This is a genomic window from Escherichia sp. WS3227_2 (genome assembly GCF_046486495.1).
GTDB classification, from domain to species: Bacteria; Pseudomonadota; Gammaproteobacteria; order Enterobacterales; family Enterobacteriaceae; genus Escherichia; species Escherichia coli.
On record NZ_JBJQLG010000008.1, the window covers coordinates 247,522 to 267,364 of the forward strand.

Consider the following 19,843-nt stretch of genomic DNA (forward strand, 5'->3'; position numbering starts at 1 on the left):
GCATTAGTAAGTACGAATCTTCGGCGGGAATGCCGGGCGCAGTTTCGGTTCCATGTTGACGCTTCGGCGCGTCATGGATTCCGACTCTGGCAGATACAGGGAGTGGCACAGCCAGTTTTCATCATCACGATCCGGGAAGTCGAAGCGGCTATGCGCGCCACGGCTTTCGGTACGGAAGTTGGCAGAAACAGCCGTTGCATACGCCGTTTCCATCAGGTTATCCAGTTCCAGGCACTCAACGCGCTGGGTGTTGAACTCGCAGGAAGTGTCATCCAGACGGGCATTTTTCAGACGCTCGCGGATCACTTTCAACTGCTCAAGCCCTTTCGCCATCGCATCACCTTCACGGAAGACCGAGAAGTTATGCTGCATACATTCTTGCAGCGCTTTACGGATCGCCACCGGATCTTCACCGTTACGGTTGTTGTTCCAGCGGTTCAGACGATCCAGAGACGCTTCAACATCAGACTCGCTGGCATCGCGCAGTGCGCCCTGCTCGGCGATAGACTCTTGCAGATGCAGACCTGCCGCACGACCAAAGACCACCAGGTCCAGCAGCGAGTTGCCGCCCAGACGGTTAGCGCCGTGTACCGATACACAAGCGATTTCACCAACGGCAAACAGCCCCGGAACCACCACATCTTCGCCTTTCTCGTTCACCGTCAGCGCCTGACCGGTCACTTTGGTCGGAATACCGCCCATCATGTAGTGACAGGTTGGGATAACCGGAATCGGCTCTTTCACCGGATCAACGTGAGCGAAGGTACGGGAGAGTTCCAGAATACCCGGCAGACGGGATTCGAGAACTTCTTTACCCAGGTGGTCAAGTTTCAGTTTTGCGTGTGGCCCCCACGGACCATCACAGCCGCGACCTTCACGGATTTCGATCATGATGGAACGCGCCACCACGTCACGGCCCGCCAGGTCTTTGGCGTTCGGCGCATAACGCTCCATAAAGCGTTCGCCATGTTTGTTCAGCAGATAACCGCCTTCACCACGGCACCCTTCGGTGACCAGGACGCCCGCACCGGCAATACCAGTCGGGTGGAACTGCCACATTTCCATATCCTGCACTGGTACGCCTGCACGGATAGCCATGCCGACGCCGTCGCCAGTGTTAATGTGGGCGTTGGTAGTGGACTGATAAATACGCCCTGCCCCGCCAGTCGCCAGCACGGTAGCGCGGGCTTTGAAATAAACCACTTCACCAGTTTCGATGCACAATGCGGTACAACCGACCACTGCGCCATCCTGGTTCTTCACCAGATCCAGCGCATACCACTCGGAGAAAATGGTTGTATGGTTTTTCAGGTTCTGCTGATAAAGGGTGTGCAACAGTGCGTGACCGGTACGGTCAGCAGCCGCCGCAGTGCGTGCCGCCTGCTCGCCGCCGAAGTTTTTCGACTGACCGCCAAACGGACGTTGATAGATACGACCATCATCAAGACGCGAGAACGGCAGGCCCATGTGTTCGAGTTCCAGAATCGCTTCCGGCCCGGTTTTACACATATATTCAATCGCGTCCTGGTCACCGATATAGTCCGACCCTTTTACGGTATCGTACATATGCCATTCCCAGTTATCTTCATGGGTATTACCCAGCGCAACGGTAATGCCGCCTTGCGCAGAAACGGTATGGGAACGGGTCGGGAAGACTTTAGAGAGCAGCGCACAGGTCTGACCGCTCTGGGAAATTTGCAGCGCCGCGCGCATACCTGCGCCACCGGCACCAATCACAACTGCATCAAATTCTCTGACTGGCAATTTCATCACACACCCCACACCACAACGAATCCATAAATCACGTAAACCACCAGTGCAACGACAATCACCAGTTGCAGCATCAGGCGCAAGGCCAGCGGTTTAACGTAGTCGGTCAACACCTGCCACATGCCGATCCAGGCATGAATCAAGATAGAAAACAGCGCCAGCAGGGTGAACACTTTGGTGAACGCAGAGGCGAAGAAACCGATCCAGACTTCATATGTCAGCTCGCCACTGGTAGCGAAAAAACCGACCATATAAATGATGTAGAGCGTCAGGACGATAGCGGTAGCGCGAACGAGGATGAAATCATGTACGCCATTGCGTCCTAATGCGGAGGCGTTGCTTACCATACGAGGACTCCTGCGAGAAGTGAAAGCACGACAGTAATAACAAAGGAGATTTTGGCGGAGCGTTTACCCGCTTCGAATGTTTCTTCCAGATAGCCAAAATCCATCATCATGTGGCGAATACCTACGACGACGTGATACGCCAGAGCGGTAAGGATGCCCCACATGATAAATTTGACGAAGAAGCTGCCCATAATCGCAGAAGCTTGCTCGAAACCTTCAGGGGAAGAGAGGCTGGTACCCAGAAGCCACAGCAGGATGCCCACTGCAACAAAGGTGATCACACCGGAAACGCGATGGAGAATGGACGCTATCGCCGTGATGGGGAACCGGATGGTCTGTAGGTCCAGATTAACAGGTCTTTGTTTTTTCACATTTCTTATCATGAATAACGCCCACATGCTGTTCTTATTATTCCCTGGGGACTACGGGCACAGAGGTTAACTTTCTGTTACCTGGAGACGTCGGGATTTCCTTCCTCCGGTCTGCTTGCGGGTCAGACAGCGTCCTTTCTATAACTGCGCGTCATGCAAAACACTGCTTCCAGATGCGAAAACGACACGTTACAACGCTGGGTGGCTCGGGATTGCAGGGTGTTCCGGAGACCTGGCGGCAGTATAGGCCGTTCACAAAATCATTACAATTAACCTACATATAGTTTGTCGGGTTTTATCCTGAACAGTGATCCAGGTCACGATAACAACATTTATTTAATTTTTAATCATCTAATTTGACAATCATTCAACAAAGTTGTTACAAACATTACCAGGAAAAGCATATAATGCGTAAAAGTTATGAAGTCGGTATTTCACCTAAGATTAACTTATGTAACAGTGTGGAAGTATTGACCAATTCATTCGGGACAGTTATTAGTGGTAGACAAGTTTAATAATTCGGATTGCTAAGTACTTGATTCGCCATTTATTCGTCATCAATGGATCCTTTACCTGCAAGCGCCCAGAGCTCTGTACCCAGGTTTTCCCCTCTTTCACAGAGCGGCGAGCCAAATAACAAACGGGTAAAGCCAGGTTGATGTGCGAAGGCAAATTTAAGTTCCGGCAGTCTTACGCAATAAGGCGCTAAGGAGACCTTAAATGGCTGATACAAAAGCAAAACTCACCCTCAACGGGGACACAGCTGTTGAACTGGATGTGCTGAAAGGCACGCTGGGTCAAGATGTTATTGATATCCGTACTCTCGGTTCAAAAGGTGTGTTCACCTTTGACCCTGGCTTCACTTCAACCGCATCCTGCGAATCTAAAATTACTTTTATTGATGGTGATGAAGGTATTTTGCTGCACCGCGGTTTCCCGATCGATCAGCTGGCGACCGATTCTAACTACCTGGAAGTTTGTTACATCCTGCTGAATGGTGAAAAACCGACTCAGGAACAGTATGACGAATTTAAAACTACGGTGACCCGTCATACCATGATCCACGAGCAGATTACCCGTCTGTTCCATGCTTTCCGTCGCGACTCGCATCCAATGGCAGTCATGTGTGGTATTACCGGCGCGCTGGCAGCGTTCTATCACGACTCGCTGGATGTTAACAATCCTCGTCACCGTGAAATTGCCGCGTTCCGCCTGCTGTCGAAAATGCCGACCATGGCCGCGATGTGTTACAAGTATTCCATTGGTCAGCCATTTGTTTACCCGCGCAACGATCTCTCCTACGCCGGTAACTTCCTGAATATGATGTTCTCCACGCCGTGCGAACCGTATGAAGTTAATCCGATTCTGGAACGTGCTATGGACCGTATTCTGATCCTGCACGCTGACCATGAACAGAACGCCTCTACCTCCACCGTGCGTACCGCTGGCTCTTCGGGTGCGAACCCGTTTGCCTGTATCGCAGCAGGTATTGCTTCACTGTGGGGACCTGCGCACGGTGGTGCTAACGAAGCGGCGCTGAAAATGCTGGAAGAAATCAGCTCCGTTAAACACATTCCGGAATTTGTTCGTCGTGCGAAAGACAAAAATGACTCTTTCCGCCTGATGGGCTTCGGGCACCGCGTGTACAAAAATTACGACCCGCGCGCCACCGTAATGCGTGAAACCTGCCATGAAGTGCTGAAAGAGCTGGGTACCAAAGATGACCTGCTGGAAGTGGCTATGGAGCTGGAAAACATCGCGCTGAACGACCCGTACTTTATCGAGAAGAAACTCTACCCGAACGTCGATTTCTACTCTGGTATCATCCTGAAAGCGATGGGTATTCCGTCTTCTATGTTCACCGTGATCTTCGCTATGGCACGTACCGTTGGCTGGATCGCCCACTGGAGCGAAATGCACAGTGACGGTATGAAGATTGCCCGTCCGCGTCAACTGTATACAGGATATGAAAAACGCGACTTTAAAAGCGATATCAAGCGTTAATGGTTGATTGCTAAGCCGTTTACTTTCCGGACCCGCCTTTAATAGAGCGGGTTCTTTTTTATATGGCTGAACATAATAAATTGTAAAAATTAAACCAGATGCAAATACCCATTAATAAGGTGAAAAAATGTGACAAGTCACATACTGAGCAGAATGATAAGTTTATTTTTATACTTTCCTGCCGGTAGCATTGTTAACCCAATGAAAATTATGCATATCCATCCCACCCCATCTTTCATCTCATTAAACAATAAATTTATACACTCAATTATTCCATTCTTTATATAACAAGATTTTTAATATTGTTAAATAAAACCAAATACATTCAACTGTCAGTTAATATATTCTTGCCTCGCAACACTCTATCTCATTATTTAAAGGACTCAGCTATGTTTAAAGGACAAAAAACATTGGCCGCACTGGCCATATCTCTGCTATTCACAGCACCTGTTTATGCGGCTGATGAAGGATCCGGTGAAATTCACTTTAAAGGTGAAGTTATTGAAGCACCGTGTGAAATACATCAGGATGATATTGATAAAGAGGTTGAACTCGGTCAGGTGACCACCAGCCATATTAATCAGTCGCATCACAGCGATGCCGTTGCTGTCGACCTGCGCTTAGTCAACTGCGATCTGGAAAACTCCAACAACGGTTCCGGCGGCAAGATTTCTAAAGTTGCAGTCACCTTTGAAAGCTCAGCGAAAACCACCGGCGCAGATCCGATTCTCAACAACACCAGCACGGGTGAAGCGACCGGTGTCGGCGTGCGTTTAATGAATAAAGATCAAAGCAATATCGTTTTAGGCACCGCTACTCCAGATATCGACCTGGCACCAACCTCCAGCGAACAAACGTTAAATTTCTTTGCGTGGATGGAACAAATTGATCAGGCTACGCCCGTAACACCAGGCGCAGTTACGGCGAATGCGACCTACGTACTGGATTATAAATAAGTATCACTTTGGCGGCGTCATCGCCGCCTTTCTTCAAATATTTATCAGGTATGGACACCGTGAATATTTATCGACTCTCTTTTATATCCTGCCTGGTCATGGCGATACCTTCCGCATTGGCGGTCGAATTCAACCTGAATGTCCTCGATAAATCGATGCGAGATCGCATTGATATTTCATTATTAAAGGAAAAAGGGGGCATTGCTCCCGGTGAATATTTTGTTAGCGTTGCGGTGAATAACAACCAAATCAGTAACGGACAAAAAATTGACTGGAAAAAGAACGGTGACCAAACCATTCCGTGTATTAATGATTTACTGGTAGATAAATTTGGTTTAAAACCTGAAGTTCGTCAGTCGTTACCACGGTTAAACCAGTGCGTCGATTTTAGCTCCCGGCCTGAAATTCTCTTCATTTTTGATCAGGCTAGCCAGCAACTGAATATCACTATTCCACAAGCCTGGCTGGCGTGGCACTCAGATAACTGGACTCCCCCCTCAACATGGAAAGAAGGTGTCGCCGGCGTCCTGATGGACTACAACCTGTTTGCCAGCAGCTACCGCCCACAGGATGGTAGCAACAGCACTAACCTGAACGCCTATGGAACAGCCGGAATTAACGCGGGAGCATGGCGTTTACGCAGTGATTACCAATTGAATCAGACCGATAGCGATGATAACCATGAACAGTCAGGCGAAATATCACGCACCTATCTTTTTCGTCCATTACCGCAATTAGGTTCAAAATTAACCCTTGGTGAAACGGATTTCAGTTCCAATATTTTCGACGGCTTTTCTTATACCGGCGCGGCACTGGCAAGTGACGATCGGATGTTACCGTGGGAGCTACGCGGCTACGCCCCACAAATCAGCGGCATTGCACAAACCAACGCCACCGTCACCGTGAGTCACTCAGGGCGAGTTATTTACCAGAAAAAAGTCCCACCAGGTCCGTTTATCATTGATGACCTTAATCAGTCCGTCCAGGGTACGTTGGATGTCAAAGTGACGGAAGAAGATGGTCGGGTGAACAATTTCCAGGTTTCGGCAGCATCGACGCCTTTCCTTACGCGCCAGGGGCAGGTTCGCTATAAACTTGCTGCCGGTCAGCCGCGAACATCTATGTCTCATCAAACTGAAAATGAAACCTTTTTTAGCAATGAAGTTTCCTGGGGGATGCTGTCAAATACCTCACTGTACGGCGGCCTGCTGATTTCGGGTGACGACTACCATTCTGCCGCAATGGGTATCGGGCAAAATATGCTCTGGCTTGGTGCATTGTCGTTTGATGTCACCTGGGCCAGTAGTCAGTTTGATACTCAGCAGGACGAGCGGGGCTTAAGTTACCGCTTTAATTACAGCAAACAAGTGGATGCCACTAACAGCACGATTTCGCTCGCCGCTTATCGCTTCTCAGATCGTCATTTTCACAGCTACGCCAACTATCTGGATCACAAATACAACGACAACGATGCGCAGGACGAAAAACAGACGATCAGCTTATCCGTGGGGCAACCGATTACCCCACTGAACCTCAATCTGTACGCCAACCTGCTGCATCAAACCTGGTGGAATGCAGACGCCTCCACGACCGCCAACATCACGGCGGGTTTTAATGTTGATATTGGTAACTGGAGAGATATCTCGATCTCGACGTCATTCAATACAACCCATTACGAAGATAAAGATCGCGACAATCAGATTTACCTGTCGATTTCGCTCCCCTTCGGTAACGGGGGGCGGGTCGGTTATGACATGCAAAACAGTAGTCACAGCACCACGCACCGCATGTCGTGGAATGATACGTTAGATGAACGTAATAGCTGGGGCATGTCTACCGGACTGCAATCCGACCGTCCGGATAATGGAGCCCAGGTGAGCGGTAACTATCAGCACCTGAGTTCAGCGGGTGAGTGGGATATTTCTGGTACCTATGCCGCCAATGATTACAGTTCCGTCAGCAGCAGCTGGAGCGGTTCTTTCACGGCAACTCAATATGGTGCGGCGTTCCATCGTCGCAGCTCCACCAATGAACCACGTCTGATGGTCAGTACTGATGGCGTGGCAGATATTCCGGTTCAGGGCAATCTCGACTACACCAACCATTTTGGCATTGCGGTGGTGCCGTTGATTTCCAGTTATCAGCCTTCCACCGTGGCGGTGAACATGAATGATTTACCCGACGGCGTAACAGTGGCAGAAAACGTTATCAAAGAAACGTGGATTGAAGGCGCGATAGGTTACAAATCGCTGGCTTCCCGTTCCGGTAAAGACGTTAACGTCATCATTCGCAACGCCAGCGGTCAGTTCCCTCCCCTCGGTGCGGATATCCGCCAGGAGGATAGCGGCATTAGCGTGGGGATGGTTGGCGAGGAAGGACACGCCTGGTTAAGTGGAGTCGCTGAAAATCAACAATTTACCGTGGTCTGGGGTGATAGCCAGCGTTGCTCGATCCATCTTCCTGAACATATGGAAGACACCGCAAATCGCCTGATTTTACCTTGTCATTAATTAAGGAAATGAAAAATGACATTTATGAAAGGACTTCCCCTTTTGTTGTTGATTGCCAGTCTGTGCAGCTACGCTGCGCTACAACCCGATCGCACTCGCATTGTGTTTAACGCTAATGATAAAGCCACCAGCCTGCGAGTGGATAATCGTAGCGATAAACTCCCCTACCTCGCTTATTCCTGGCTCGAAAATGAAAAAGGGGAGAAAAGCGATGATCTTCTGGTTGCCCTGCCACCGATACAACGTCTGGAACCGAAAGCAACAACGCAGGTACGGATAGTAAAGCAAGCCTCGACCACAAAATTACCGGGCGATCGCGAAACGCTATTTTTCTACAATATGCGTGAAATTCCTCCCGCCCCGGAAAAAAATAGCGACCATGCCGTTCTGCAAGTCGCTATCCAGAGTCGTATCAAGGTGTTCTGGAGACCGTCCGCGTTACGCAAGAAAGCAGGAGAAAAAGTCGAGCTACAGTTACAAGTCAGCCAGCAGGGCAATCAACTTAACTTAAAAAACCCGACCGGCTATTACCTGACAATCGCCTACCTGGGACGAAATGAGCAAGGTATTCTCCCGGGCTTCAAAACCGTGATGGTTGCGCCTTTTAGTACAGTAATTACAAACACCGGAAGTTATAGCGGCAGGCAGTTTTATCTCGGTTATATGGATGATTACGGCGCGTTACGCATGACGACGCTCAACTGCAGCGGACAATGCCGTTTACAAGCAGTGGAGGCGAAGAAATGAGTGCTGGCAAGGGAGTGTTGCTCGTCATCTGTCTGGTATTTCTGCCGTTGAAGTCTGCGCTTGCCCTGAACTGCTACTTTGGTTCATCCGGTGGTTCGGTAGAAAAATCAGAAGTGATTCAACCTTTTGCTGTACCAGGCAATGCCAAACCCGGCGATAAGATTTGGGAATCTGACGATATTAAAATTCCCGTCTATTGTGACAACAATACCAACGGCAACTTTGAAAGTGAGCATGTCTACGCCTGGGTAAACCCCTACCCGGGGGTGCAGGATCGCTATTATCAACTCGGCGTAACTTACAATGGCGTTGATTATGACGCCAACCAGGGGAAAAGCCGCATCGACACCAACCAGTGTATCGACAGTAAGAACATTAACATTTATACCCCTGAGCAGATTATCGCGATGGGCTGGCAGAACAAAATATGCTCGGGTGACCCCGCTAATATTCACATGTCGCGAACCTTTCTTGCTCGTATGCGGTTATACGTTAAGATTCGCGAAATACCGCCGCATGATTATCAAAGTACGCTTAGCGACTACATCGTCGTGCAATTTGATGGTGCCGGTAGCGTTAACGAAGACCCTACCGCCCAAAACCTGAAATACCATATTACTGGTCTGGAAAACATTCGTGTACTGGATTGCAGCGTCAATTTTTCTATTTCACCAGAAACACAGGTGATTGATTTTGGTAAATTTAACCTGCTGGATATTCGCCGCCACACAATGTCGAAAACATTCAGTATTAAGACGACAAAATCACAAAATGACCAGTGCACCGACGGATTTAAGGTCAGCTCTTCGTTTTATACCGAAGAAACATTGATTGAAGAGGATAAAGCACTGCTGATTGGTAATGGACTGAAGCTACGTTTGCTGGATGAAAATTCTTCACCCTATACTTTCAACAAATACAGCGAATATGCTGATTTCACCAGCGATATGCTGATCTACGAAAAAACCTATACGGCTGAACTTTCGTCCATTCCCGGCACCCCCATCGAAGCGGGTCCCTTCGATACAGTGGTGCTTTTTAAGATTAACTATAACTAATTTATCATGATGCCCTTTGCAGTCAGTAAAGGGCCTCTCTTTCAGAAAATTGCTGATTTTCCCCTTTTCCTTGATTGCTGTTATTTTTTCCTGGCCCGGCTTTCTTTATGCTGTATCGATACACCAAAGAAAAAATAATGAGGGAGCGAAGGATGCCAGTTTTGCAGTGGGGAATGTTATGTGTGCTCTCACTTCTCCTTTCTATTGGCTTCCTCGGATTACATCTCCCGGCGGCGCTATTACTTGGACCGATGATCGCCGGGATCATCTTTAGTATGCGCGGAATTACTCTGCAACTTCCCCGCTCTGCTTTTCTCGCCGCCCAGGCCATTCTTGGCTGCATGATTGCGCAAAACCTCACTGGTTCGATTCTCACCACGCTGGCCGTCAACTGGCCGATCGTGCTTACAATTTTACTGGTGACGCTGCTTTCCAGCGCCATTGTTGGGTGGCTACTGGTGCGCTATAGCTCACTGCCTGGAAATACCGGTGCCTGGGGTTCTTCTCCTGGCGGCGCGGCGGCAATGGTCGCTATGGCGCAAGATTACGGCGCAGATATTCGCCTGGTGGCGTTTATGCAATATCTGCGAGTGCTGTTCGTCGCGGGGGCCGCTGTTCTGGTCACCCGCATGATGCTGGGCGATAACGCTGAAGCGGTTAACCAGCAGATCGTCTGGTTCCCGCCAGTGAGCATTAATCTCCTGCTTACGATTTTGCTCGCGGTCGTTGCCGGTACGGCGGGATGTTTGCTACGTCTTCCTTCCGGCACGATGCTCATCCCGATGCTGGCGGGCGCAGTGCTCCAGTCTGGTCAGCTCATCACGATTGAACTCCCGGAATGGCTGCTGGCGATGGCGTATATGGCAATTGGCTGGCGGATTGGTCTTGGTTTCGATAAGCAAATCTTACTGCGGGCATTGCGCCCGCTGCCACAAATCTTGCTGTCGATTTTTGCTCTGCTGGCTATTTGTGCAGGTATGGCGTGGGGACTGACCCGGTTTATGCATATTGATTTTATGACTGCCTACCTCGCCACCAGCCCCGGCGGGCTTGATACCGTGGCGGTCATCGCCGCAGGGAGCAATGCCGATATGGCGCTTATTATGGCGATGCAAACCCTGCGCCTGTTCAGTATTTTGCTGACGGGGCCAGCCATTGCGCGGTTTATTTCAACCTATGCGCCGAAGCGGTCGGCCTAGTGTTGGCAGCCTGGACACCAGTAAAACGGGCGCGAGGACAACGTGGTTTTCTCAATGATGCTGCCACAGCGTTCACACGGTTCGCCATCACGATGAAAAACCTTAAAGCGAAACAACGCCCCATGATGTTTATTCTCATCCACCTGCCCCCGCGTAGCGTAAGAAAGTCGAGGAATATCCAGTAACGCGTGTGCGAGTGCATCCAGTTGCGCCGCACTGAGATCTTTCGCTTTATGATTGCCGGTTAACCCCACCTGCCAGAGGATCTCCACCCGCAAATAATTGCCAAGTCCTGCCAGAAACGCCTGATCGAGCAGTAATCCAGCAAACTGACGGTTACGAAAGCGCGGCGACAATAATCGTTCCTTTACCACCTCCGGCGTCAGATTCGGATCCAGCACATCGGGGCCAACGCGTTGTAAAAACGGATGCGTGGTCAGTTGTTCCGGGGTCAACATCTCAATATCCGAGGCGCTATAAAGCAGAATGGTTTTGTCAGCCGTTTGCAGTTTTACCCGCAATACTCGCGTGGTCTGCGGCTCTTCGCCGGTTTCAACCACGCGCCAGACGCCGTAAAGCTGATTATGGCTGTAGAGCGTTAAACCGTTGGAAAAATGAGTTAACAACGCCTTACCTCGCGTTTCCACATGGCTAACGTGTTGACCGATAAGTTGTGATTGATAAGGTTTTAACTGCGGGAAGGCAAACCAGACATCAGTTAGTGGTTTGCCTTTGATCGCCGCCTCCAGGTTATCCGCTGCACGGCGGATCTCCGGGCCTTCAGGCATGGTGATATCCTTTTTTCATTCTTTATTAAGCGGGATTATGCTGCGACAACAATCCCCTTTTCGGCAAATGTAGAGCGTAGTCGGCGGGCGAATGCCAGTGCGTGCTCGCCATCGCCATGCAGGCAGACCGTTTGCGCCGTGACCGTTGCCCATTCGCCGGTGATACTTTTGACTCTGCCGTGTTGCACCATCTCCAACGTTTGCGCCAGCGCCTGTTCTTCGTTTTCAATCAACGCGCCTGGCTGGCTTCGCGGCACCAGCGAGCCGTCAGCCTGATAACCGCGATCGGCAAACACTTCCTCGCGCGTTATCAGACCATATCGCTTGCCTGCACGAATCAGCTCGCTTCCCGCCAGCCCGACGAGAATCAATGACGGATCGCAAGCGTATACCGCTCTGGCGATGGCGTCTGCCAGTTGTGCCTCTTTCGCCGCCTGGTTGTATAACATGCCGTGCGGTTTGACATGACGCATTACGCCCCCTTGCGCACGGGTAATCGCTGCCAGCGCGCCAATTTGATACAGCGTCTGGGCGTAAACGGTTTCTGGCGGCAGCTGCATGGCACTGCGACCAAAATTTTCCCGGTCGGGAAAACTCGGGTGAGCGCCAATCGCGACACCATTTTTTATTGCTTCACGCACGCAAGCCTGCATGATTTGCGCATCGCCTGCATGAAATCCACAGGCAATATTGGCAGAGGAAACCAGCGTTAATAGCTCTGCGTCGCTGGCGCAGCCTTCGCCCAGATCGGCGTTCAGGTCAATTTTCATTGTGCAGCCGCCACGCTAATTGTTCGAAATAACGTTGTTGATCTTGCCGCGCTTTCAGTGCCTCTTCCAGTGAACACTGGACAAAATGAATCGGCTGACCGAGCGGAATTTGCGCCAGATGGTACATATCAGCCTCAATGATACAGGCAATACGCGGATAACCACCGGTGGTTTGCGCATCGTTCATCAACACAATCGGCTGGCCGTTATGCGGCACTTGCACCACACCCGGCAACAAACCGTGAGATAACAGTTCGCGATCGGTGGTGCGTTTTAAAATTTGCCCCTGTAAGCGATAGCCCATGCGGTTACTTTGCGGACTAAGCTGCCACGGCGAACGCCAGAATGCATCCTGCGAGGCGCGATCGAACTCATGATATTCCGGCCCCGGCAAGGCGCGAATGCGGTTGCCCCACAGCAGCTGTTTAACGCCCTGCGCTTCCATAAAATCACGCTTCGATTTACCCATCGGGAGTCGGTCACCATCCTTCAGTAAACGGCCTTCCAGCCCGCCAATCCCCACTTTGAGATCGGTACTGCATGACCCCATTACCGGCGGAACATCAATACCACCCGCGACCGCCAGATAACTGCGCATCCCGTGCTGTGGGCGTTTAAGCGTTAAACGCTGGCCTGCTTTCATCGGCAAGCGCCAGCCAGTCCAGACGGCATTATCATCCAGCCGCGCTTCGCAACCTGCCCCCGTCAGGGCAAACCAACCATCAGTTTCGAACTCTACCGTTAACTGACCGAGCGTTATCTCCAGCGCGGGGGCATTGGCGTCATTACCCACCAGCAGGTTAGCAATGCGTAACGCAGGCATATCCAGTGCGCCGCAGTGGCTGATACCCGACTGGCGAAAACCGTGACGACCGCCATCCTGCACAGTGGTATACATGCCCGCACGAATAATCTTCAGCATACTCCCTCCTTCTGCGGTACAAAGCGCACGCTGTCTCCCGGACGTAATAAGATGGGTTCGTCACGCGCCGGATCAAACAGGCTGAGTGAGGTATGACCAATCAACTGCCAGCCACCCGGCGTTGCCAGCGGATAAACACCGGTCTGCGGCCCGCCGATCCCGACAGAACCTGCCGGAACGAGCAAGCGCGGTTCAGCGCGCCGTGGCGTGTGTAGTTGTTCCGGCAAACTCCCGAGATACGGGAAGCCCGGTTGAAAACCTAAAAACCAGACCACGTATTCCACGGAGGAGTGCAATTCAACAACCTGTTTTTCGCTCAACCCACAATGCGCCGCGACCACCGCCAGATCCGGTCCGCCTGCGCCACCGTAAACCACCGGAATTTCAATAAAGCGAGACTCCGGCTCCAGCGCCTCGCTCTCCTCCCACCAGCGTTGCAAACGCTCTATGGCATCCAGCGCCAGCGACTCAGGATTACGTAAAATCACCGTGATATTGTTCATGCCGGGAATGGCTTCAACCACATTCGGCATATCCACCAGACGCTGCGCCAGTCGCCAGATCCGTTTCTGGCTAGCCAGCGTCACCGGCGGTTCCAGCTCCAGCACTACCGCCGTTTCACCTATCAGATAACAACGCGCTCGTTGCACTTTCGATCCCTCTGATTATTCGTTATGCAGGATTAGGAATATCAATAAAGGTCACATCAAGATCGGTATTTTCATTCAGCCACTCGCTCAACGCGCGAATACCACCACGTTCAGTGGCATGGTGACCCGCAGCATAAAAATGCAATCCCTGCTCGCGGGCTGAATGAATGGTCTGTTCAGAAACTTCGCCAGTAATAAAAGCATCCACGCCAAAACGCGCGGCGCTATCGATAAAACTTTGCCCGCCGCCCGTGCACCAGGCAACGCGCTGGACCACCTCAGGTCCGGTATCGCCACACCATAACGGCTTACGTCCCAGACGCGCTTCAATCCAAGAGGCTAGTTCCAGTCCCGGCACAGGCATGGTCAGTTCGCCCCACGGCACCAACGACTCAATTTCGCCCATGACCGTGATCCCCAGTAACGCCGCCAGCTGTGCGTTATTGCCCAGCTCAGGATGTGCGTCAAGCGGCAAATGCCAGCCATACAGGTTGATATCATTTGCCAGCAACGTTTTTAAACGGTTACGCTTCATGCCGCGAATGACCGGAGATTCGCCTTTCCAGAAGTAGCCATGATGCACAATGACCGCATCCGCGCCCAGACGCACTGCCTCATCGAGCAAAGCCTGGCTGGCAGTGACACCGGTAACAATTTTTTGCACCGTCTCTTTGCCTTCCACCTGCAAACCATTCGGCGCGTAATCACTAATCGCCGCGCTGTTCAGTTTTTCGTTAATCAGTTGTTCCAGTTCGGTGTTTTTCATCTTCGCGCCTTCCGTATTCTGATAGCTACACCGTTAACATAGCGTTACCTCGCCTGTTCGTCGATAGCCAATCTTTTGACATATTAAGAAACAAACCCGACGCCAAAAGACGCAAATTGTTTATATCATCACGCTTCAGCTAATGTATATTTATGCAATCAGACAGCATATTGCATAAATAATCAGATCTGTATCAAAGTTTTAACTTTAAGGAAACACAAGCACGCCGCGCAACTATTACGTGACGTTGCAGTCAATTGTGGAATTATTATGAATAAACACGCATCACAGCCGCGCGCTATTTACTATGTCGTTGCGCTGCAAATCTGGGAATATTTTAGCTTTTACGGCATGCGTGCCCTGCTGATTCTCTATCTCACCAATCAACTAAAATACAACGATACTCACGCCTACGAGTTATTTAGCGCCTACTGTTCGCTGGTGTATGTCACGCCAATCCTCGGTGGCTTTTTGGCGGATAAAGTTCTCGGTAATCGCATGGCGGTGATGCTGGGGGCGTTGTTGATGGCGATCGGTCATGTGGTGCTGGGTGCCAGTGAGATCCATCCGTCATTCCTCTATCTGTCCCTGGCGATTATCGTTTGTGGCTATGGTCTGTTTAAATCCAACGTCAGTTGCCTGCTCGGCGAGCTGTATGAGCCAACCGATCCGCGTCGTGATGGCGGCTTCTCGCTGATGTATGCGGCGGGTAATGTGGGGTCTATTATCGCACCTATCGCCTGTGGCTACGCCCAGGAAGAGTACAGTTGGGCGATGGGTTTTGGTCTGGCGGCGGTTGGCATGATCGCGGGTCTGGTTATCTTCTTATGTGGCAATCGTCATTTCACACATACCCGTGGCGTTAACAAAAAGGTACTGCGTGCGACAAACTTTCTCCTGCCCAACTGGGGATGGCTGCTGGTTCTGCTGGTGGCAACGCCTGCGCTGATTACCGTACTGTTCTGGAAAGAGTGGTCGGTATACGCCTTAATTGTCGCGACTATTATTGGCCTGGGTGTATTGGCAAAAATTTATCGCAAAGCAGAAAACCAGAAACAGCGTAAGGAGCTGGGGCTGATTGTGACGCTCACCTTCTTCAGTATGTTGTTCTGGGCCTTCGCACAACAGGGGGGTAGCTCGATTAGCCTTTATATCGACCGCTTCGTTAACCGCGATATGTTTGGTTATACCGTTCCGACTGCTATGTTCCAGTCGATTAATGCCTTCGCAGTTATGCTGTGCGGTGTGTTCCTGGCGTGGGTGGTAAAAGAGAGTGTCGCGGGTAATCGTACCGTGCGCATCTGGGGAAAATTTGCTCTTGGCCTTGGCCTGATGAGCGCCGGATTCTGCATTCTGACCTTAAGCGCCCGCTGGTCCGCAATGTATGGTCACTCTTCTCTGCCACTAATGGTGTTAGGCCTGGCGGTGATGGGCTTTGCGGAACTGTTTATCGACCCGGTTGCTATGTCGCAGATTACGCGCATTGAAATCCCTGGCGTGACTGGCGTATTAACTGGCATTTATATGCTGCTTTCCGGCGCGATTGCGAACTATCTGGCTGGCGTGATTGCCGATCAGACATCGCAAGCTTCGTTTGATGCTTCCGGGGCGATCAACTACTCCATCAATGCATATATTGAAGTATTTGATCAAATTACCTGGGGCGCACTGGCGTGTGTAGGAGTGGTGTTGATGATTTGGCTGTATCAGGCGCTGAAATTCAGAAACCGCGCGCTGGCGCTGGAATCTTAACAGGCCAGCACCATACCTGATAAAACGCTCGCTGCGTTTTATCAGGCTCCTTTCCTCGCTTCTTCGTACGCTGCCAGCGTTCGCAGCCTTGCCTCTTTGTGATCAACTATCGGTTGCGGATAATCCAGCGTCACACCTGCTTTCTGCACCCACTTCCACGGCTCATGCACCGCTTTCCCTGGTACATCGCGCAGTTCCGGTAGCCACCGGCGGATAAACTCGCCTTCGCGGTCAAATTTCTCGCCCTGGGTTGTCGGGTTAAAAATACGAAAATACGGCGCTGCATCGGTTCCGGTTGAAGCGGCCCACTGCCAGCCACCGTTATTGGCTGCCAAATCACCATCAATCAGCTGCGACATGAAATATCGCTCGCCTTCGCGCCAGTCGATCAATAAATCTTTCACCAAAAAACTGGCTGTAATCATCCGTAGCCGGTTATGCATCCAGCCAGTGCTGTTAAGCTGACGCATGGCAGCATCAACAATCGGGTATCCCGTTTTACCTTCTTGCCAGGCTTTAAAATGGGCGGGATTGCGCTGCCACTGCACACGATCCGTCCAGACAATAAACGGACGATGTTTACACAACGAGGGGTAATACGTCATCAAATGGCGGTAGAACTCGCGCCAGATCAGCTCATTAAGCCAGACACTACCGGCCCCACCGTCCAGCGCCTGCGGCTGTTCCGCCAACAGGCGATGCAGACACTGGCGAGGCGATAACCCGCCCGTTGCCAGGCTGGCGGACAAACGGCTGGTACCTTCAACTGCCGGAAAATCTCGTTGTTGCTCATACTCTCCGGCACCGTTCTGGCAAAACTGGCGTAATTGCGCAATCGCCGCTTTTTCTTCCACCGGAAAATGCGCAGTATCGAAAGGCTGACGAGGATAATTCAGCGTAATGGATGGCGCGGGATCTATCGATTCGCTACTACGTACTTTTGGCGCAGCGACGCACTCCGGCATCCCTTCTCGCAGCCGTTTCAGCCAGGCGTTTTTAAACGGCGTAAAGACTTTGTACATCTCATGATTGCCAGTCATCACCGCCCCCGGCGGCAGGATCACGCTGTCGTCAAATCCTTCACACACCACGTTACGCAGCGTTCTCTCAACCTGCACATCCCGCGCCCGCTCATTCACCTCATACTGATAGTTATAAAACAGATGGGTAACACGATTTTCCGCGCACACCTGTTTAACTATTTCGACGCTGGCGGCAAAGTCATCCACTTCATGAAACAGCAAAGGAATGCCTTTTTCCGCCAGCGCGATTTGTAGCCCGTTCAGTTGTGCATTGATAAATTCAGCCTGACGCGGCGACATATTATGCGCCGCCCACTGGCGTGGTGTAGCGATATACAACGCCAGCACGCGTGCAGACGAATTGCGGCAGGCGGCAGCCAGCGCGAGATTATCGTGCAGACGTAAATCCTGGCGAAACCAGACCAGATGAGTAGTCATAAAACTCCTGAATGGCGCAAGTTAATCACACGCGGCCAAAGTTCGAAATAACGCTGCCCTGAAAGCCAGGCGTCAGGATAAAGCGCCATATAGTGTTTGATACGCATCAGCGGCGCAAGAAGCTGTTGCTCGCCACGGCGATAACTGTCGATAAGCGCCGCCAGCTGCTGGCGTTCTGTGGAATCAATATGTGGGCGAAAATATCCCTGAACGTGCATCAAAACGTTAGTATGATCACGCCGGTTGGCAGGGTGAGAAAGCAAAACAATTACGCGTTGGCGGTACTGGTTGTAATAGTCATCCAGATTTTGCCACCGGTGAATATCTGCCACGAACGGGCCAAGTTTGCGGTACTCGGGCTGGGAATGGGCCAGAAAGACGAGTTTATAGCGGCTGTGATAATCGTTGAGTGCCCCGCGCGTTAAGCCATGTTCTTTCAGTCGATATAGCTCATAAATCGCGAAGATGCGGATTAGGGTGCTTTCATCAAATCGTTGCTGATTCATTACTGCTCCTGAACGGTTTACAGGAGTAAGTGTAGACGATGGTAAATGAATTTTGTGGGGCAGAGTTTTTGCGGGGAAGTATTTTGTTGGTAAAAATATTATCAACTTCATCTGAGCGAGAATTATTCTACTATTTTCCGAGCTGCATTCATTTTTTGCATTTTTTATTTTTAGAAAATAACAATTCTCAAAGCTTAATTACCTCACTATTAATTGTATTTCAAACCAATAATCGCACTCCATTTTCTCTTTTTAAAAAATATAAACACTGTTAAAACAAATATTTATTTCGTTATCTTAAATGCTATTTCTACATCACTCGTCCTTATAATCAAATTATTCTTATTCATAGCTATTTTTGCAGGTTTAAAATAGCGGCTTTCACCAAAGTTAGCCATAAAAATTAGACTACAAGTTCTCCCAGCCTTTGCACATGAGAAAAACCACCCATCAACTCTATTTATTCCTGAACCTTTAACACCATAATAAATCAGAATTTCTGGGTATTGTTCATCCTTCACGTTTTCATATTTTTGGTATTTAATTGAAAACCAAGAGTCTATACTGCCAACATCTTCAAAAAATATTGGAGCTGATGTTTCCGCATGAACATATGCAGAAAATGCTAACAAAATGGCAATACTTAGTTTGGTAAACATATCGTTCCACACTTTTCAGGATAATCTATTGGGGGGAGGGGATCTTTTCCTCTAAATCTAATTGCACCCACGCCTTGTTTGTCAGACCATTCGCCATTTGCATCCTGACGATACCAGTGATAATCCCCACCCATTCCTATAAAATTGTGAGGACGAATAAACAATTGAGCTTTATGGTAACCAGATGGACAACTCCCATTATCTAAATCCTTGGCACCATCATTTTTTGACGCTTCAAAAATACTACTACAAGTGAGTTTAGAAAACTCTTTTCCAGATAATTCTCCAGGTTGTAATCCTCCGCCGCCAAAAATCCTACTCCCAGGATTTCCATACCTATTTAGAGCATATGAATAGCAATTATTTACGGCAAGATAATACGCATCTGAATTTAGTTCTCGATTGAATACTGGAGCAGGTTTATCAATTAAGCCCAGCGGATCAATAGAATAGGTTGGATGTATGGAAGCATATACATACTGATTCCACCCGCCTTCCAGCCCAATCGGATCCTGAGTGATATACCGCCCCTGCAGCGGGTCATAATAGCGGTGGCGGTTGTAATACAGGCCTGACTCCTCATCATACTGCTGACCCGGCAGGCGGAT

20 protein-coding genes are annotated in these 19,843 nt (G+C 50.2%); 8 read left to right on the forward strand and 12 right to left on the reverse strand.

The genetic code is table 11. The features are described from left to right. Positions 1 to 3 precede the first annotated feature (3 nt). The 3 genes from sdhA to sdhC are packed head-to-tail and all read right to left on the reverse strand — an operon-like array spanning position 4 to position 2,515. Complete coding sequence (sdhA, locus tag ACJHXB_RS13720; RefSeq protein WP_000775538.1) at positions 4 to 1,770, reverse strand: succinate dehydrogenase flavoprotein subunit; 1,767 nt, start codon at positions 1,768 to 1,770, stop codon at positions 4 to 6. After that, the gene (gene sdhD / locus ACJHXB_RS13725) at positions 1,770 to 2,117 is read right to left on the reverse strand and encodes a succinate dehydrogenase membrane anchor subunit (RefSeq protein WP_000254365.1); all 348 of its coding nucleotides are present in this window, start codon (positions 2,115 to 2,117) and stop codon (positions 1,770 to 1,772) included. The genes sdhA and sdhD overlap by 1 nt, the downstream gene beginning before the upstream one ends. Then, on the reverse strand, positions 2,111 to 2,515 hold the full coding sequence (gene sdhC, locus ACJHXB_RS13730; protein WP_000263347.1) for a succinate dehydrogenase cytochrome b556 subunit: 405 nt from the start codon (positions 2,513 to 2,515) through the stop codon (positions 2,111 to 2,113). The genes sdhD and sdhC overlap by 7 nt, the downstream gene beginning before the upstream one ends. Positions 2,516 to 2,895: 380 nt before the next feature. Between sdhC and ACJHXB_RS13735 the strand changes: the two genes are divergently transcribed. The 7 genes from ACJHXB_RS13735 to ACJHXB_RS13765 all read left to right on the forward strand — a co-directional run bounded on the left by ACJHXB_RS13735 (position 2,896) and on the right by ACJHXB_RS13765 (position 10,962). Continuing rightward, positions 2,896 to 3,003 carry a hypothetical protein gene (locus ACJHXB_RS13735; RefSeq protein WP_001305582.1) on the forward strand — a complete coding sequence of 36 codons (108 nt, stop codon included), beginning with the start codon at positions 2,896 to 2,898 and terminating at the stop codon, positions 3,001 to 3,003. A gap of 205 nt (positions 3,004 to 3,208) precedes the next feature. Then, positions 3,209 to 4,492, forward strand: a complete 1,284-nt coding sequence (gene gltA, locus ACJHXB_RS13740) for a citrate synthase (protein ID WP_000785834.1) — start codon at positions 3,209 to 3,211, stop codon at positions 4,490 to 4,492. Positions 4,493 to 4,881: 389 nt separating this feature from the next. Beyond that, positions 4,882 to 5,448: a fimbrial protein gene (locus tag ACJHXB_RS13745; RefSeq protein ID WP_000472403.1), complete on the forward strand. Its 567-nt coding sequence runs from the start codon at positions 4,882 to 4,884 to the stop codon at positions 5,446 to 5,448. A 50-nt stretch (positions 5,449 to 5,498) separates the two neighbouring features. Continuing rightward, positions 5,499 to 7,958: a fimbria/pilus outer membrane usher protein gene (locus tag ACJHXB_RS13750; protein ID WP_019843097.1), complete on the forward strand. Its 2,460-nt coding sequence runs from the start codon at positions 5,499 to 5,501 to the stop codon at positions 7,956 to 7,958. Between the two features lie 15 nt (positions 7,959 to 7,973). Further along, entirely contained in the window at positions 7,974 to 8,705 is a 732-nt protein-coding gene (locus tag ACJHXB_RS13755) for a molecular chaperone (protein ID WP_000143512.1), read from the forward strand. Beyond that, positions 8,702 to 9,763: a fimbrial protein gene (locus ACJHXB_RS13760; RefSeq protein ID WP_001272437.1), complete on the forward strand. Its 1,062-nt coding sequence runs from the start codon at positions 8,702 to 8,704 to the stop codon at positions 9,761 to 9,763. The genes ACJHXB_RS13755 and ACJHXB_RS13760 overlap by 4 nt, the downstream gene beginning before the upstream one ends. A gap of 152 nt (positions 9,764 to 9,915) precedes the next feature. Continuing rightward, on the forward strand, positions 9,916 to 10,962 hold the full coding sequence (locus ACJHXB_RS13765) for an AbrB family transcriptional regulator (protein WP_001469078.1): 1,047 nt from the start codon (positions 9,916 to 9,918) through the stop codon (positions 10,960 to 10,962). Here the strand turns inward: ACJHXB_RS13765 and nei are convergent. Genes nei through ybgI form a run of 5 tightly spaced genes read right to left on the reverse strand, consistent with a single transcriptional unit; the run spans position 10,959 to position 14,858 of the window. Further along, a complete protein-coding gene (gene nei / locus ACJHXB_RS13770) occupies positions 10,959 to 11,750 on the reverse strand; it encodes an endonuclease VIII (RefSeq protein WP_001113986.1) in 792 nt (263 codons plus the stop codon). The genes ACJHXB_RS13765 and nei overlap by 4 nt on opposite strands. Positions 11,751 to 11,785: 35 nt before the next feature. Beyond that, positions 11,786 to 12,520: a 5-oxoprolinase subunit PxpA gene (pxpA, locus tag ACJHXB_RS13775; protein ID WP_000687106.1), complete on the reverse strand. Its 735-nt coding sequence runs from the start codon at positions 12,518 to 12,520 to the stop codon at positions 11,786 to 11,788. Next, complete coding sequence (pxpC, locus tag ACJHXB_RS13780; protein WP_000912727.1) at positions 12,510 to 13,442, reverse strand: 5-oxoprolinase subunit PxpC; 933 nt, start codon at positions 13,440 to 13,442, stop codon at positions 12,510 to 12,512. The genes pxpA and pxpC overlap by 11 nt, the downstream gene beginning before the upstream one ends. Next, positions 13,436 to 14,092: a 5-oxoprolinase subunit PxpB gene (gene pxpB / locus ACJHXB_RS13785; protein ID WP_001188343.1), complete on the reverse strand. Its 657-nt coding sequence runs from the start codon at positions 14,090 to 14,092 to the stop codon at positions 13,436 to 13,438. Before pxpB ends, pxpC begins: the two co-directional genes overlap by 7 nt. A gap of 22 nt (positions 14,093 to 14,114) precedes the next feature. Then, positions 14,115 to 14,858: a radiation resistance protein YbgI gene (gene ybgI / locus ACJHXB_RS13790; protein WP_000798876.1), complete on the reverse strand. Its 744-nt coding sequence runs from the start codon at positions 14,856 to 14,858 to the stop codon at positions 14,115 to 14,117. Positions 14,859 to 15,128: 270 nt separating this feature from the next. Between ybgI and dtpD the strand changes: the two genes are divergently transcribed. Beyond that, positions 15,129 to 16,610 (forward strand): dipeptide permease DtpD, encoded by a 1,482-nt coding sequence (gene dtpD, locus ACJHXB_RS13795; RefSeq protein ID WP_001032697.1) that lies wholly within the window; start codon positions 15,129 to 15,131, stop codon positions 16,608 to 16,610. 41 nt (positions 16,611 to 16,651) lie between these two features. Here dtpD and phrB read toward each other — a convergent pair whose 3' ends face one another. The 4 genes from phrB to ACJHXB_RS13815 form a co-directional block, all read right to left on the reverse strand. Next, on the reverse strand, positions 16,652 to 18,070 hold the full coding sequence (gene phrB / locus ACJHXB_RS13800; protein ID WP_000207121.1) for a deoxyribodipyrimidine photo-lyase: 1,419 nt from the start codon (positions 18,068 to 18,070) through the stop codon (positions 16,652 to 16,654). Then, a complete protein-coding gene (locus ACJHXB_RS13805; protein WP_001076020.1) occupies positions 18,067 to 18,576 on the reverse strand; it encodes a YbgA family protein in 510 nt (169 codons plus the stop codon). The genes phrB and ACJHXB_RS13805 overlap by 4 nt, the downstream gene beginning before the upstream one ends. 284 nt (positions 18,577 to 18,860) lie before the next feature. After that, entirely contained in the window at positions 18,861 to 19,235 is a 375-nt protein-coding gene (locus ACJHXB_RS13810) for a hypothetical protein (protein ID WP_000494465.1), read from the reverse strand. Then, positions 19,220 to 19,843: RHS repeat-associated core domain-containing protein (locus tag ACJHXB_RS13815; protein WP_175098455.1), on the reverse strand; the 624-nt coding region annotated here is incomplete at its 5' end. The genes ACJHXB_RS13815 and ACJHXB_RS13810, both read right to left, overlap by 16 nt.

Bases quoted from the DNA above. Each gene is read 5' to 3' on its own strand.
- sdhA (WP_000775538.1), bottom strand. From the start codon at position 1,770: ATGAAATTGCCAGTCAGAGAATTTGATGCAGTTGTGATTGGTGCCGGT.
- sdhD (WP_000254365.1), bottom strand. From the start codon at position 2,117: ATGGTAAGCAACGCCTCCGCATTAGGACGCAATGGCGTACATGATTTC.
- sdhC (WP_000263347.1), bottom strand. From the start codon at position 2,515: ATGTGGGCGTTATTCATGATAAGAAATGTGAAAAAACAAAGACCTGTT.
- ACJHXB_RS13735 (WP_001305582.1), top strand. From the start codon at position 2,896: ATGCGTAAAAGTTATGAAGTCGGTATTTCACCTAAGATTAACTTATGT.
- gltA (WP_000785834.1), top strand. From the start codon at position 3,209: ATGGCTGATACAAAAGCAAAACTCACCCTCAACGGGGACACAGCTGTT.
- ACJHXB_RS13745 (WP_000472403.1), top strand. From the start codon at position 4,882: ATGTTTAAAGGACAAAAAACATTGGCCGCACTGGCCATATCTCTGCTA.
- ACJHXB_RS13750 (WP_019843097.1), top strand. From the start codon at position 5,499: ATGGACACCGTGAATATTTATCGACTCTCTTTTATATCCTGCCTGGTC.
- ACJHXB_RS13755 (WP_000143512.1), top strand. From the start codon at position 7,974: ATGACATTTATGAAAGGACTTCCCCTTTTGTTGTTGATTGCCAGTCTG.
- ACJHXB_RS13760 (WP_001272437.1), top strand. From the start codon at position 8,702: ATGAGTGCTGGCAAGGGAGTGTTGCTCGTCATCTGTCTGGTATTTCTG.
- ACJHXB_RS13765 (WP_001469078.1), top strand. From the start codon at position 9,916: ATGCCAGTTTTGCAGTGGGGAATGTTATGTGTGCTCTCACTTCTCCTT.
- nei (WP_001113986.1), bottom strand. From the start codon at position 11,750: ATGCCTGAAGGCCCGGAGATCCGCCGTGCAGCGGATAACCTGGAGGCG.
- pxpA (WP_000687106.1), bottom strand. From the start codon at position 12,520: ATGAAAATTGACCTGAACGCCGATCTGGGCGAAGGCTGCGCCAGCGAC.
- pxpC (WP_000912727.1), bottom strand. From the start codon at position 13,442: ATGCTGAAGATTATTCGTGCGGGCATGTATACCACTGTGCAGGATGGC.
- ybgI (WP_000798876.1), bottom strand. From the start codon at position 14,858: ATGAAAAACACCGAACTGGAACAACTGATTAACGAAAAACTGAACAGC.
- dtpD (WP_001032697.1), top strand. From the start codon at position 15,129: ATGAATAAACACGCATCACAGCCGCGCGCTATTTACTATGTCGTTGCG.
- phrB (WP_000207121.1), bottom strand. From the start codon at position 18,070: ATGACTACTCATCTGGTCTGGTTTCGCCAGGATTTACGTCTGCACGAT.
- ACJHXB_RS13805 (WP_001076020.1), bottom strand. From the start codon at position 18,576: ATGAATCAGCAACGATTTGATGAAAGCACCCTAATCCGCATCTTCGCG.
- ACJHXB_RS13810 (WP_000494465.1), bottom strand. From the start codon at position 19,235: ATGTTTACCAAACTAAGTATTGCCATTTTGTTAGCATTTTCTGCATAT.